This is a genomic window from Candidatus Egerieousia sp., from assembly GCF_056211015.1.
This window is the reverse complement of record NZ_JBAELF010000058.1, coordinates 1-13,631: the sequence shown is the minus strand read 5'-3', so window position 1 is coordinate 13,631 and position 13,631 is coordinate 1. Positions and strand designations below refer to the sequence as shown.

The window sequence follows — 13,631 nt, the reverse complement described above, 5'->3', positions numbered from 1 at the left end:
GAATGAACATGGTTGACGCAATGAACAGGGCATTGAGAAAGGGGGACGTTGATGCGGCAATGAAGGCCCTCCAGTCATTCCTCTCCGGCGTGCCTTACATGTACGAGGGCAAGGAAGTCCTTGAGGACCTTGAGAAGCTTGAGGCGCTCCACCAGCGTGACCTCTACATCCTGTTCAACGGAATGGGCCTGAATCTTGAGACCGAGGTGAAGCAGGCAAAGGGCAGGGTTGACATGGTGGTATGGCTGCCCGATGCAATATACATATTCGAGTTCAAGATGAGAGGAACGGCAAGCTCGGCCCTTGTCCAGATAGAGAAGAACCTCTACGACGCACCGTACATGGCCGATCCGAGACCAAAGGTAAAGGTGGGCGTACGCTTCACCTGCGCAAAGCACACCATAACCAGCTGGAAAGTGGCAAGGTAAGGAATCATTTCATCAAGCTGTCTTTATTTCACGAAATAGTAGTGCTTCATCCAGAGTTTGAGAAGCGGGTCAAGGAAGAAAGGTTCGCCAAAGGCGTTGTAGGAAATGATTTCCTTCTTCTCGAGCGCACCCTTGATTCTGAAAACGTTTGCCGAGGAATTAAGATTGTATTTGTAGAGTATGTCGGCGGAAGACAATTGTGTCACCCCGTCGAGCATTGCCTTGAGGAAACGCACCTGATGTCTGGTAAGGCCGAAAGTAATGCTATGGAAAAGGAAGGAATGAAGATTGATGAGCCTCCCGAGAGCCTCGTCGAATATCTTGTCATTCATATATCCCTTTGTAAGATCAAAGCAGATTGATGCAAGCTGCTGGCAGTACCAGGGGTCACCCTCCACCGTCCTGTAAATCTGCAGCGCCATTTCAGGATTGATTACCTTGCCTGCCTTCAGGAAACTTTTCTCTATAAAACTTGCGAATACATTCTCATCGATAGGCACAAGTTTCAGATGCTCAGCAAACTTGAAGAAATACTTGGATTCATGGAATATGCTGTGCATTGCGTTTGTGCGCTCGCCTGTGATGATGTAAGTGATTGAAGTATGGGTTCTCCATACACGGTCCAGAAGCGCAAAGAACTTTGAAGGATCCTCAAACAGAAGAATGTCCTGGAACTGTTCGAAATAAATGATGCTATGTTCCTGGCTGCCCTGAGCCAGTCTTGCAGGAAGATCAAGGATTTCCATTATCTGGCTGTCGCTGAGCAGTTCCTTGTTCCTGTTGGTGAGAACGCATGCACCGGGATGTTTTTCGTTGAGTATATACGGAGCGGAAGGTATATGCTTCCTTGCAAGCGATATCATTTCCATTGGAGATGAAGCATACTTGCCCAGAATGATGTTTGTATATCTAAGAAGAAAGGCCTCAATGCAACGGACATTGAAAAGGTTCATGTTGAATTGAGTGAACCGGTAACCTTCCTGACGAAGATTATTCAGTGTATTGTAAACAAGGGAACGCTTTCCTATCCTGGCAGGCCCGTAAATCAGCACGTTGTTTCTCTCACGAATGAGATTGCTGAGCATTTTCAGTTCCTTGTTTCTTCCAATGAATGAGGCTCCTGTTACGTAGCCGTTATACTCAAAAGGTGATTCCATCTCTTACGCAATATTCAAATACTGCGCAAAGATATCAAAAAAACACCAATGTAACAATAAAGTTATATCTGTTCCATGTCAGCTGTTGTAATCCAACCCTGACGGCCGTCTGCAAGTTCTATTCTGCTCCATTCCCCTGCACTTTCAATAGTCCTGACCTTTGTGCCGGTATGAAGTATGAACAGGTTGTTTCCCGTGGCGTTCGGTGCGCTCTTCACATTGCTGTGGGAGGCGGTGACAACGCTGTAGCTCATGTCATTCGCAACCGCCTTCAAGGATGCCGAGAAAATGAATGCAATGAGAGCGAACGCAAGGAATACGCAGCTCAGCACAAAGCTGGATTTTCTCAGGCCAAGCCCGGAGAAATGCCTGTATCCCAGGAACAGCAGCGCTGTTATTGCCAGAATGATGAAACCGCCCAGGCACCATTGGTTTGATGAGAATGTATTGCGAATGGAACGTATCCAGTCAACGAAAATGATACCCTTTATGGCCTCTATCTTGTCCGTTGCCCCCATTCTGGCAATTTCAAGGTTAACGGAAGCATCCTCATTGGCCGGATTCAGTTTCAGGCATCTTTCATAATACAGAATGGCCTTGCCGGTATTGCCAAGTTTGTAATACGTATTGCCTATGTTGAAATACAGATGCTCGTTCACTTTGTCAAGTTCCTCAATGGAAAGATAATTGTCCAGAGCAACGGAATAATCGCCCATTGAATATGCGTCATTGGCTTTGTGCCACAATGAATCGGTCTGTGCGGAAGCGCTGGCATCAAAAGAAGATACCAGCATTGCAACGATTGCCAGAGCAGCTCCGGCCAGAACTTTGATACTATTCTTAAACATAACGGATTTCATGCTAATGGTATTTTACAACTCGCTTTCAAATGAAGATATAAGTTCAACCGCCCTGGTGTACTGTGCATTCATTGCTGCCTTTTCGTATGCAGATGCAGATGAATATCTTGCCATTTCACAATCGTTGAGCAACAAGATAAACTTATCAATATCTTCCTTTTCAACCTTGTGTGCTTCCAAGGTCTCAACAATGGTATCGCGCTGCATGTCCGAGAACTTGATGGCCAGCTTGTCTGAAATGTAACCGAGCAGTGCCTTGTGAAGTTCCTCGTAGAATGCGCTGCCCAGATCCTTTGCAAGATACCCGGAAGCCTGTTTCAGCCTTGCTGTTGCCACCTTGTTGGCCCTGCGGTTCGCGCGTCTGCGGACATCGCCCCTGAGCCGTGCCCTGACAGAGAGCATCCTGTCTGTGAACCAGGTCAATACCACCAGCAGAAGTATGCATAGGAAGAACAGCATCTTGCCAATGAACATTGAATCCCTTGAAAAGAACCTTGGTGAAGCGTTGGATATGTATCTGATATCACTTCCCAGATTCGCAACAGCCTGCTTGCTAACTCCGCTGATGACCGCACTTCCGCCTGTAGCGCTGCCCTTGGTCACCTTGATAGAGAGCGGACCGCTTGACAGGGTCACATATTTGCCGGCCTTGGTATCATAGTAAGAATAAGTTACAGCCGGTATTTCAAACGTTCCCTCGCTTCTTGGTATGAACGGGAACTCAAAGGTCTTTGAGCCTGTCATACCGGCCGCCCCGTTGGAGTAATTGTTGGTTGTCTTCACATCGTACTGCTCGAAATCCGCAGGGATGGAAACCTTTGGTGCCTCCAGCAGATTGAGGTTTCCGCTTCCGCTGAGTTCAACTGTAATTGAACCGGCCTCATGCGCAGGTATGCTGTCCCTTCCCAGAGTGACTTTCATCTGCATCTGCCCCACTCCACCTCCGAAATCCGCCGGAGCAGGTGAAGGAAGATTCTTTACAGCGATGGTTGACTGTCTGGTAAAGAGCCTCTTCTTGACCAGCTGATATGAGTCGGAGAAGAAATCGTCGAACATGCTTCGTCTGCCACTGCCAACCCTTACCTGGAACTGGCACACAAGTTCTGCGGGGTTAATGCTTATGGAACCTGTCTTCTGAGGCAGAAGCACCCATTTGCGCAATACGGCTGAATTGTATATCTGTCCGTTATAATTCTCCCTGGTGAAGTTTATATTCTGAGGGACCTCAAGTTCCTGACTCCAGAAACCGTTGAATACAGGGAACTTCACATCCTCGAAACCGGCAATGTTCACATTCTTGATATAAAGTTTAAGGGTGGCAACAATCGGCTCTCCCTTCACAACGCTTGTCCGGCTGAGATTCAGACTGAGGAAAGCATCGGTATCGGAAATCGTACCGTTTGAAGAACGGTTCTGCGACTGATATGAATCATTGTCCTGCGACTGCCTGCCGCTCTGACCTGTGGACTGGTTGCCGCCTGACTGGTTTGCAGAAGCCACCACATCAATATCCAGAGCCCTGCACGAAATGGTCTTGCCGTTCACCTGTACAGAAGCCTGACCCACCTTTGCCTTGCCCTCGGACGATGAGCGCACCACAAGTGTGTAACTGACTTCCAGGGAACTTGAAGACTTGCCGTTAACGTTACTGTAGCTCTGCATCCTTGAAGAAGTTGGACCGGCCAGTAAAGTGAGGCCTGAAAGCGCAGGCGGATTGAAACTGTCAACATCCGCATTCACGGTATAAACAATCTGGAACACCTCTCCTGCACTCACCACATTCGGTGCGTCAACTGTAAAGGACTGTGCCTGTGCGAACAGAGCCACAAAGGCACATATTACAGTCAGTACTGACTTTGAAAACAAACTTCTGCGCATATTATTCTACCAATTTTTCTCTTTCTGTTTTGTGGCAAGCATCTTTGCCTTCTCCTTCTTGACCTTGTCCTGGGTTTCATTCTCCTTCTCCTGAACCGCCTGGAGCATCTGCTCCGCAGTCTGCGGGCTTACCTGAGGCTGATTCTGCTGGTTCCGGTCATTCTTATCATCCTGCTTGTCCTGGTTCTGATCCTGGTTCTGATTTTTATTCTGGTCCTGATTCTTGTCCTGATCATTATCCTGGTTCTGATTCTGCTGGTTCTGGTTCTGCTGATTCTGCTGGTCCTCCAGTTTCTTCTGCGCATATGCCAGATTTGTCTTGGTATCCATATCATCAGGATTCCTTCTCAGGGAATTCCTGTAGGCATCAACTGCACCCTGCCAGTTCTTCTGTTTCAGATAAACATTGCCCAGATTATGATAGTAATCGGAAGCCGTGGACTTCTTATTCACGGCCTTGCCCCTTTTCCAATCAATATGGTTTTCCATTCCGGATACCGTGTCCTTGACCGCCTCAAGATTCTTCAGGGCGTTGTCCGCGTCATCGGCCATATAAAGCACGGATGCAAGATTATAGTTGGAAGCCAGGGAGAGTGAATCCTTAATGAGGCCCTTCCTGTACTCCACCTCGGCCTCCTTGTAATTGTTCTTCTTGAAATAACGGTTACCCTTGCGCACCTCGTGCCTGTCAAGCTGTGCTATAGCAGGTGTAAAGGAGGAACTGGCAAGGAGCAGGAGAGTAATGGTGAACAGTCTGCGCTTTGTAGCGCGGCTGCCCAGCAGAAGCTCCAGAATGAAAAAAAACAATGCTACTGCAAAGAAATACATATACTGTTCGTCAAAATCTTCAAAGACCTGGGAACTGAATTCCTGGTTCTCAAGTTCCTTAAGTTCATCAATTATAGGGTTAAGACCGAATTCGGCGTTGCCTGCGCGGACGTAGGCTCCGTCACCAGCCTGCGCAATCTCCATGAGGGTGCTTTCATCGAGCTTGGTGACTACGTTATTGCCATCCTTGTCCTTCATGAATCCGCCATCGCCGAGTGGGATGAGCTTGCCCTCAGGGGTGCCCACTCCAATGGTGAATACCTTTATACCCTCGTTTGCGGCCTCCTTGGCCGCAATAACAGGGTCATCCTCGTGGTTCTCGCCGTCGGTTATGAGAATGATTGCCTTGTTGCCCTGGCCCATCTGGCCCTCTCCGCTGAAGCTCCTCATACCTGTTCTGATTGCATCGGCAAGAGCGGTGCCCTGAACCGGTATGCTCTCCGGAGATATGGTCTTGAGGAAGATCTTTGCGGAAACGTAGTCGGTGGTTATAGGCAACTGGACAAAGGACTCGCCTGCGAATATTATCAGGCCTATCCTGTCTCCCGAAAGTTTGTCAACAAGACGTGAAATAGCCAGCTTGGCCCTTTCAAGCCTGTTCGGAGAATAGTCCTGGGCCATCATTGAATTGGAAACGTCAAGAGCAATCACAATCTCGGAACCCTTCCTGTTGTTCTCCTTCAGACGCGCTCCTATCTGCGGGCGTGCAAGTCCTATGCAGAAGAAAATCCATGCAAGTGAGAAGAAAACCAGTTTCAAATAACCCTTTCCGTGAGGTCTGTCTGGCATAAGCCTCTCAACAAGTTCTCTGTCTCCGAGCCTGGCCATTCTGTGTCTCTGATTTCTGCGTTTGAACCAGTAGAGCAGGAACAGAACCGGTACCAGCAGAATCAGAAGCAAATATTGTATCTGTGCAAAAAATATCATTTTTCCACCCTCCTATTGCGGCATTTCCCTTACAACAAACCACTTGAGGAACAATTCCGCGGCAAGTGCTGCAAGAGCTGCAAGAGCGAACCACATGAAAAGTTCCTTGTATACAGGGAACGAATCAACCAAGGTCTTGTTCTTCTCAAGCTTGTTAATCTCTGAATATATTTCAAGCAATTTGGTGTTGTCAGTTGCCCTGAAGTACTTGCCGTCGGTCTGATCGGCAATATTCTGGAGCAGCTCTTCGTCAATCTCAACCTCAACCTGCTGCAGCTCTATTCCAAACGGTGTCTGTACGGGATAAGGTGCAGTACCCATTGCGCCAACGCCAATGGTATAGACCCTTATACCGTATGTCTTTGCTATTTCGGCAGCCATCTGCGGCGATATCTCTCCGGTATTGTTCACACCGTCTGTGAGCAGGATCACAACCTTGCTCTTGGCGTCCGAGTCCTTCAGACGGGCTACAGCGGTGGCAAGTCCGTTGCCAATGGCCGTACCGTCCTCTATTATTCCGCAATCAACCTCCTTCATAAGGTTGATGAGCGTTGCCCTGTCGGTTGTGAGCGGCGACTGGGTGTAGCTTTCACCTGCGAACACGGAGATTCCGATTCTGTCCGACGGACGTTCCGATATGAACTTTATAGCTATTTCCTTTGCCGCATTTATTCTGTCCGGAGTGAAGTCACGGGCAAGCATACTGGTTGAAACGTCGAGCGCCAGCATTATGTCAATGCCCTCCGTGTCAATTCTTTCAAAGGCGGAGCTTGAGCGCGGACGCGCGATTGCAACAATTATTGCAGCCAGTGCAATCATCCTCAATGCAAACGGAACATGCATGAGAATGCGGTTGGACCATCCGCCCTTGTATCTCCACGGAGTGATTGATGAAACCAGCATATAAGGCCTCAGTCCCCTGACCTCCCTGTACACATAGAGTGCAATCAGCGGAACAAGCAGGAGCAGCAGCCAAAGCAGATTCGGATATTCAAAAAACATTTTCTCTCCTCCTGATTTTTTATTCTTTTTCTCCACCCCGATGGTTGTTCTCACTCTCTGCTGCATTCTTCACTTCAGCGGAATCAGCCTGGGCCTTTGCACGTTTTGCGGCCTCGGCGGCAGCCTGCTTTGCAAGGTACTGCTCGTATGTGTCGTTCACAAATCTCACTGAAACAGGAATTGCATTCTCGTTCTCCTCCTTCTCGGGACTCATCTTTGCGAATTTCACAAGGTCGGCCATACGGAACAGTTCGTGCAGCTCGTCATATCTGGCCTGCTGGATGTCCGTTTCCTGAAGTTCCTGAAAGATCTCTGAAGTGGTTTTCTCCAAGGCGCTCACTCCGTACATCTTCTCAATGTACTTTCTCAACGTCTCAGTTACATTTGTGTAGAACTCCTTCTCCTTTCCGCTCTGCCACAGGTTCTTCTGACGGATGTTTTCCAGTTCCCTCAGTGCAATGACGTGAGGAGGATCCTGTACCATTGCCTCAGCCCTTTTCTTGAGAATCCTCTTCACGAGCTTGACTCCCAGCCAGATGAGAGCGGCCAGCAGCAAAGCGCCGATAGTCCACGGCAGGACCTCCTTGAATGTGAGAGGATATCTCACCTGTCCTTTGATTGGCCTGGCCTCAAAGGCTGTGGTATCAATCTGTATTGTATTCACATCTATCCTTGGCGTGCTGCCGAAATCTATGTAATGAATGTCACCGTCCTTGAAATAGGCAATCTGGGGCTCGGGCAGAACATAGCTTCCGCTGTCAAAAGAGGTGAGAATCACCTTGGCCTCAATCTCTCCGGCAAGTTTCTTCAGTCTGGCTGTATCCAGAACGAACTCCGCCACCACCTCCACCTTGCTGGCGGCGGTATCCTCGGCGAGTATCCTTGAATAAGGTTCAACAACAATCGAATCGCACTCCGGCAGATCAATGACGCTCTTCCAGACCACCTGATCTCCAATCATTATTGAATCCCTGTTCAGAGCGGAACTTATGACCTGTGCGTTGAGCGCTGCGGGCAATGCCATCAGCAGCGCTGCGACCAGAACCAGAGTCCTGCTCCATTTCATTCCTTTATGTAAAGATTTACATTTCATTTCTGTTCATATTCATTGGCAAGTTCCGGACTATCACCTATTTACCGGCGAACAGCATAAGCAGGGCCTTCACGTAGTCACCGTTGGTGGCCACGCTCACATTGCTCACATTGTAACGTCGGAAAAGCATTGTGGATTTATCTGCAACCTGTCTGTTCCACTCGCTGTAACTGTTTCTGAAACGTCGGCTCGACGTATCAGCAATGAAGGTCCGGCCGCTCTCGCTGTCCTTGACCCTGATAAGGCCAAGGTCAGGAAGCTCGCGGTCGCGGCGGTCATATACGTTGATTACGGAAATGTCGTGCCTGTTTACAGCAATCTTCAGAGCATCGTCATATCTTGGCGATGCATCCTGGTTCACGTCAAGAAGGTCGCTCAGCAGGAATGCGTTGCATTTCTTCTTGATTGCGTTGGTAAGGAAACGCAAGGCCTGGGAAATGTCCGTGCCATCGTTCTGCGGCTTGAATTCAAGCAGTTCCCTTATTATCATGAGCAGATGGCTCCTTCCCTTCTTGGGCGGTATGAATTTCTCAACCTTGGAACTGAAGAACAGGGCTCCCACCTTATCATTGTTTGCAGAAGCCGAGAAAGAAAGCGTTGCAGCTATCTCCGATATCATTTCACGCTTGCTTCTTGAAGCCGTACCAAAGATTCCGGAAGAACTTACGTCAATCAGCAGGACCACGGTAAGTTCCCTCTCCTCTTCGTACACCTTCACGAACGGGCTGCGCAAACGGGCCGTAACGTTCCAGTCCATGTTCCTTACATCATCGCCGTACTGATATTCGCGGACCTCGCTGAAAGCCATGCCCCTTCCCTTGAAAGCGGAATGGTACTCTCCGGCAAAGATCTGATGACTCAGGGACTTGGTCTTTATCTCAATCTTCCTGACTCTCTTTAAAAGATCGTTCTCCATTATTGTTCTCTACTACGGAACCTCCACCTTATTGATTATTTCTGTAATGATGTCCTCTGTCCTTACATTCTCGGCCTCAGCCTCGTATGTAAGACCGATCCTGTGCCTGAGCACATCCTCGCTTACTATCCTCACATCCTCAGGGACAACATAGCCTCTTCTCTTTATGAAAGCGTAAGCTTTCGCTGCCATCGCCAGTGAAATGCTGGCTCTTGGAGAAGCTCCGTAAGCAATGAGGTCCCTGTACTGATCAAGGCCGTATTCCTCAGGGGTTCTTGTTGCAAAGACTATGTCAACAATGTATTTCTGGATTTTCTCGTCCATGTAAACGTCCTTCACAACGCTGCGGGCCCTCACTATGTCCTCTGGCTTGAGAACAGCCGACGCTTTAGGAAAATTGCCGCTGTTGTGCATCTGGATGATCATTCTCTCCTCCTCCTTCTTAGGATATGAAACAACCACCTTGAGCATGAACCTGTCGACCTGTGCTTCAGGAAGAGGATATGTACCCTCCTGCTCAACAGGGTTCTGGGTTGCCATTACAAGGAAAGGTTTTGGAAGTGGATATGTCTGGTCTCCGATGGTCACCTGCCTCTCCTGCATTGCCTCAAGCAGGGCTGACTGAACTTTTGCAGGTGAACGGTTGATCTCATCGGCCAGTACGAAGTTGGCAAAGACAGGGCCTTGCTTAACCTGGAATGTCTCGCTTTTCTGACTGTAGATAAGTGTTCCTATAACATCCGCAGGCAGAAGGTCCGGAGTAAACTGAATTCTATTGAACTTGGCATCCACGATGTTTGCCAGTGTGTTGATTGCCAAAGTTTTTGCCAAGCCCGGCATACCTTCGAGAAGGATATGTCCGTCTGCCAGCATTCCAATGAGGAGTGATTCAACAAGATGTTTCTGTCCAACAATGACCTTGTTCATTTCCATGGATATTATATCCACGAAAGCGCTCTCCTTTTGAATCCTGTCATTCAATTCTTTAATGTTAACGCTCTCCATTTTATATTTGATTAATAATTTTAACAGCTTCTTACGTTTTTACATGCGTTTGCAATTCAAAACGGCCGGTATTACCTTTGCCTGCATCAAAGATAAGACACAATGCGTTACTTTATATCACTTTCTTTCAACGGAGCCCCTTTTTGTGGATGGCAAATCCAGGACAACGCCATTTCTGTTCAAGAACTCGTGCAGAACGCTCTTTCCACACTGCTCAAGGAAGAAATCAAAGTAACAGGTGCCGGACGGACCGACACCGGCGTAAACGCCATTAACTATATCGCCCACTTTGACACAACTCAGCCTATTGCTTTTGAGCCGGCGTTTTTTTGCTACAAATTAAATGCCATTCTACCAAAAGAAATAACAATTCTTGCAATTTCACGTGTAAAAAATGATGCGCACGCAAGATTCGACGCGGACCTGAGGTGCTACAGGTATTACATCCACACTTACAAGGATCCTTTTGTCCAGCAGTTCTCGCATTTTGTGAGTGCGCGCAATCTGGATATTGACGCAATGAACTGCGCCGCCCAATACTTCCTGGGCCAGCAGGATTTCTCCTCTCTGGAAAAGCTGCGCGGCGGCAGCAGCAGTTCCATCTGCACCGTTACAAAAGCGGCTTGGATGCCCCTGGCGGATGATTCCGGTCACAGATATGTCTTTGAAGTGAGGGCCAACCGATTCTTGCGCAACATGGTCAGGGCAATGGTCGGTTCACTGCTGGAAGTAGGCACAGGACGCCGCGAACCGGAATGGATTCAGGAAATGCTATCCGCACACAACCGCTGCGCCGCCGGCACATCCGTCCCCGGCAACGCCCTCTTCCTCTGTGGCATCCACTACCCCTACGAAATTCACTGGAACCAGCTGTAATCCATAACGTTCTGTCCAAAGCAGAAAGTTCTCCGATGCCAATATCCAGTATTCCAATAATAATTTCACTTTTGAAGGAATCCCTGGGGTGGATGGCAGAGCTGTCCGCTTGGTCACGAAGGACATATCGATGGATGAACGCTATGCCGGCATATGCGGGATAACTGAGCAGGAATTGCTTTCAACCTTCGACGGGTATATCGAAAGGCTTGCATCGGACAACGATGTGACGAAGGAGGAAGCCGTGGCGAAACTGCGCGAGCAGTATGACGGCTACCATTTCCACCCGAAAGGAACAGGTGTCTATAACCCGTTCAGTTTACTTAACTGTCTGGATGAATGTGAATTCAGGGACTACTGGTTCGAAACCGGCACACCGACATATCTTGTCCAGCTTCTGCAGGAGCACGAATACAATCTGGAGGATATGAGTCACGCTGTGAGTTCGGCCAAGAGCCTGAGCAGCATAGACGCAAACTCCACGGATCCCATACCGGTCATCTACCAGAGCGGATATCTTACTATCAAAGACTACAATCCGGAGTTCGGCTCATACACGCTCGGTTTTCCCAACAAAGAGGTGGAAAAGGGATTCCTTGACTTTCTTCTACCGTTCTATGCCAATCTACACAATACGGATTCCGCTTTCTGCATCCAGAACTTTGTGACGGACGTGCGGACGGGCAATACCGAAGGCTTTGTCAAGCGCCTGAAATCTTTCTTCGCCGACTACCCGTACGAACTGGTCAAGAAGCTCGAAAACCACTATCAGAACGTGGTCTTCATCCTTTTCAGGCTGATGGGCTTCTACACCCAGGCGGAATACCGCACCAGCGAGGGACGTATCGATATGGTAGTAAAGACACCGAAGTTCTGCTACGTGCTTGAGTTCAAGCTCAACGGCACTGCTGAAGAAGCCCTTGCACAAATCAGCGACAAGAACTACACCTTGCCTTTCGCTGTCGAGGACCAGCAGATCATACGCCTCGGCATCAACTTCGACTCCACCACCCGCAACATCGACAAGGTCCTCGTCGGCTAACCTTCTCCCCGTCATTGCGGCCCCTCTCCGTCATTGCGGGCCTGCCCCGCAATCCCTGGTTTGATGAGAGACCATGAATCAAGTTCAGGGTGACGTTGCTCAGCATGACGGTTATTTTTGAAGATTGTCGGAAAATGTATAATTTTGCTGAACCTAACAAGTTAATGTCATTATGTCAACACTTATTGTATCTGTAGAAGACACTGCAATGCTTGCCAATATCAAGGCCGCTATCGAACAACTCCGAGGGGTTGCGAGTGTGACCGATGGCGTGTCGTATGATGCAACAGATTGCAATGCATATCGTGAGGCGATGGAAGATGTGAAGGCTGGTAGAGTTTACAAGGCTTCCAGCGTGGAAGATATGTTCAAGCAGGCTCTGGCATAGTATGTACAGCATCAGTTTCACCAACAGATTCAAGAAGGATTTGAAACTCTGTCAAAAGCGGGGTTTGGACTTGTCGCATATTCAGGAAGCTATCAGTATTCTTGCAGAAACAGGTTCTCTCCCTTCTCAATATCGGCCTCATAAACTCAACGGAAAGTTCAATGGTCAATGGGAGTGCCACATTGAACCGGATTGGCTGATGGTTTGGGAGCAGAATGACAAAGAATTGAATTTGCTTTTCCTCTATACAGGCATTCATTCCGACCTGTTCAAATAGCACGTCTTGATTACACCTACAAATCATTCGCATTATACGAACCCTGCGTCATTGCGGGCTCCATTCATCCGTCATTGCGGGCTCGACCCGCAATCCCCGGTTTGATGAGATGCCGGGTCAAGCCCGGCATGACGTTAGGGTCAAGCTCAGCATGACGGAGGAGAGTCCGGCCCTTCCCCGGACACCACCCCTCCGTTCGTTGTCTGTTCATTCTCCGTTCTGAAACGGAGAAAAAGCGGAGAGGGAACGGCCTTGGTACGAAGGTGCATCGGAGCTGCCGCCACCCTGCTTGTTGTTGTGACCGCCCTCACGGGAATCATCAATAAAACCATTGATTACTGAGAAAGGGCGGTCGTTTACTCAGCAAGTGACTTTGATTTCAATTCTGCCGAAACCATTTTCCATACAGACTCATCGATGCCTTCCTCTGTCATATAATCGTGTAACTTCAAAAGAACGTCCTGTGTTCTCCCGATGATTTCTCCAGGCCTGTTTATGTCATACTGCCGGCCCACTGATATCAAATCCTTCCTTGTGATTCCCGATTTCTTTCCGCAGATGCTGAGGAACTGTCCTTTCTGGACTTCCAGAACTGAAGGATCGATGCTGTAAACCATATCGTATGCCGGGGCCAGAGACCACTTCCCTGATTTATCCATGGCAAAAGAGAAGTTCCTGGAGTGGTCATCTATATTTCCAGCCAGGACATTGAATACCATTCTCCTGTACATCTGCTCGAAATCTGAGTATTCAAGATCAAGCCTCCTCATAGTATCAAAGGCCTCCTCGTAGGAAACGACATCTCCGGCCATGGCGAGAAGCGACTGCATATGCACCTTCCCCTCCGGACCCCTGTCGAACCTCTTGGTGATGAAATGGCTGGCCGTATCGAACCGCTTCAGTTCAGAATCGCTTATCTCTATTCCGGCATCCCTGCATAAGCGCCAATATACA

14 protein-coding genes are annotated in these 13,631 nt (G+C 48.6%); 5 read left to right on the top strand and 9 right to left on the bottom strand.

The genetic code is table 11. The features are described 5' to 3' along the window. On the top strand, positions 1-428 hold a 428-nt coding region (locus tag AC06L3_RS04370; RefSeq protein ID WP_475669402.1), incomplete at its 5' end, for a PD-(D/E)XK nuclease domain-containing protein. Positions 429-451: 23 nt separating this feature from the next. Here AC06L3_RS04370 and AC06L3_RS04365 read toward each other — a convergent pair. The 8 genes from AC06L3_RS04365 to AC06L3_RS04330 form a co-directional block, all read right to left on the bottom strand. Beyond that, on the bottom strand, positions 452-1,585 hold the full coding sequence (locus tag AC06L3_RS04365) for an ATP-binding protein (protein ID WP_475669401.1): 1,134 nt from the start codon (positions 1,583-1,585) through the stop codon (positions 452-454). A gap of 62 nt (positions 1,586-1,647) precedes the next feature. Continuing rightward, positions 1,648-2,433, bottom strand: coding sequence for a tetratricopeptide repeat protein (locus tag AC06L3_RS04360; RefSeq protein ID WP_475669400.1), 786 nt, complete (start codon positions 2,431-2,433; stop codon positions 1,648-1,650). Positions 2,434-2,457: 24 nt separating this feature from the next. After that, positions 2,458-4,323 carry a BatD family protein gene (locus tag AC06L3_RS04355; protein ID WP_475669399.1) on the bottom strand — a complete coding sequence of 622 codons (1,866 nt, stop codon included), beginning with the start codon at positions 4,321-4,323 and terminating at the stop codon, positions 2,458-2,460. Between the two features lie 6 nt (positions 4,324-4,329). Beyond that, entirely contained in the window at positions 4,330-6,078 is a 1,749-nt protein-coding gene (locus AC06L3_RS04350; RefSeq protein ID WP_475669398.1) for a VWA domain-containing protein, read from the bottom strand. A gap of 12 nt (positions 6,079-6,090) precedes the next feature. Next, the gene (locus tag AC06L3_RS04345; protein WP_475669397.1) at positions 6,091-7,080 is read right to left on the bottom strand and encodes a vWA domain-containing protein; all 990 of its coding nucleotides are present in this window, start codon (positions 7,078-7,080) and stop codon (positions 6,091-6,093) included. A gap of 19 nt (positions 7,081-7,099) precedes the next feature. Further along, positions 7,100-8,146, bottom strand: a complete 1,047-nt coding sequence (locus tag AC06L3_RS04340; protein WP_475669396.1) for a hypothetical protein — start codon at positions 8,144-8,146, stop codon at positions 7,100-7,102. Between the two features lie 64 nt (positions 8,147-8,210). After that, positions 8,211-9,089 (bottom strand): DUF58 domain-containing protein, encoded by an 879-nt coding sequence (locus AC06L3_RS04335; protein ID WP_475669395.1) that lies wholly within the window; start codon positions 9,087-9,089, stop codon positions 8,211-8,213. Between the two features lie 12 nt (positions 9,090-9,101). After that, positions 9,102-10,094 carry an AAA family ATPase gene (locus AC06L3_RS04330; RefSeq protein WP_475669394.1) on the bottom strand — a complete coding sequence of 331 codons (993 nt, stop codon included), beginning with the start codon at positions 10,092-10,094 and terminating at the stop codon, positions 9,102-9,104. A gap of 102 nt (positions 10,095-10,196) precedes the next feature. Here AC06L3_RS04330 and truA point away from each other — a divergent pair, with 102 nt between their 5' ends. From truA to AC06L3_RS04310, 4 genes are all read left to right on the top strand, one after another. Continuing rightward, positions 10,197-10,970 (top strand): tRNA pseudouridine(38-40) synthase TruA, encoded by a 774-nt coding sequence (gene truA, locus AC06L3_RS04325; RefSeq protein WP_475669393.1) that lies wholly within the window; start codon positions 10,197-10,199, stop codon positions 10,968-10,970. A 130-nt stretch (positions 10,971-11,100) separates the two neighbouring features. After that, a complete protein-coding gene (locus AC06L3_RS04320) occupies positions 11,101-12,012 on the top strand; it encodes a PD-(D/E)XK nuclease domain-containing protein (RefSeq protein WP_475669392.1) in 912 nt (303 codons plus the stop codon). Between the two features lie 172 nt (positions 12,013-12,184). After that, on the top strand, positions 12,185-12,400 hold the full coding sequence (locus AC06L3_RS04315; RefSeq protein WP_475669391.1) for a response regulator: 216 nt from the start codon (positions 12,185-12,187) through the stop codon (positions 12,398-12,400). A gap of 1 nt (position 12,401) precedes the next feature. Then, entirely contained in the window at positions 12,402-12,677 is a 276-nt protein-coding gene (locus AC06L3_RS04310) for a type II toxin-antitoxin system YafQ family toxin (RefSeq protein ID WP_475669390.1), read from the top strand. Between the two features lie 356 nt (positions 12,678-13,033). On the opposite strand, the gene AC06L3_RS04305 is transcribed toward AC06L3_RS04310, so the two are convergent. Beyond that, on the bottom strand, positions 13,034-13,631 hold a 598-nt coding region (locus AC06L3_RS04305), incomplete at its 5' end, for a type II toxin-antitoxin system HipA family toxin (RefSeq protein ID WP_475669389.1).

What these genes read in the sequence shown, in the direction of transcription:
- truA (WP_475669393.1), top strand. Translation starts at nt 10,197, where the DNA reads ATGCGTTACTTTATATCACTTTCTTTCAACGGAGCCCCTTTTTGTGGA.
- AC06L3_RS04315 (WP_475669391.1), top strand. Translation starts at nt 12,185, where the DNA reads ATGTCAACACTTATTGTATCTGTAGAAGACACTGCAATGCTTGCCAAT.
- AC06L3_RS04350 (WP_475669398.1), bottom strand. Translation starts at nt 6,078, where the DNA reads ATGATATTTTTTGCACAGATACAATATTTGCTTCTGATTCTGCTGGTA.
- AC06L3_RS04355 (WP_475669399.1), bottom strand. Translation starts at nt 4,323, where the DNA reads ATGCGCAGAAGTTTGTTTTCAAAGTCAGTACTGACTGTAATATGTGCC.
- AC06L3_RS04360 (WP_475669400.1), bottom strand. Translation starts at nt 2,433, where the DNA reads ATGTTTAAGAATAGTATCAAAGTTCTGGCCGGAGCTGCTCTGGCAATC.
- AC06L3_RS04365 (WP_475669401.1), bottom strand. Translation starts at nt 1,585, where the DNA reads ATGGAATCACCTTTTGAGTATAACGGCTACGTAACAGGAGCCTCATTC.
- AC06L3_RS04345 (WP_475669397.1), bottom strand. Translation starts at nt 7,080, where the DNA reads ATGTTTTTTGAATATCCGAATCTGCTTTGGCTGCTGCTCCTGCTTGTT.
- AC06L3_RS04310 (WP_475669390.1), top strand. Translation starts at nt 12,402, where the DNA reads ATGTACAGCATCAGTTTCACCAACAGATTCAAGAAGGATTTGAAACTC.
- AC06L3_RS04335 (WP_475669395.1), bottom strand. Translation starts at nt 9,089, where the DNA reads ATGGAGAACGATCTTTTAAAGAGAGTCAGGAAGATTGAGATAAAGACC.
- AC06L3_RS04340 (WP_475669396.1), bottom strand. Translation starts at nt 8,146, where the DNA reads ATGAAATGGAGCAGGACTCTGGTTCTGGTCGCAGCGCTGCTGATGGCA.
- AC06L3_RS04330 (WP_475669394.1), bottom strand. Translation starts at nt 10,094, where the DNA reads ATGGAGAGCGTTAACATTAAAGAATTGAATGACAGGATTCAAAAGGAG.
- AC06L3_RS04320 (WP_475669392.1), top strand. Translation starts at nt 11,101, where the DNA reads ATGGATGAACGCTATGCCGGCATATGCGGGATAACTGAGCAGGAATTG.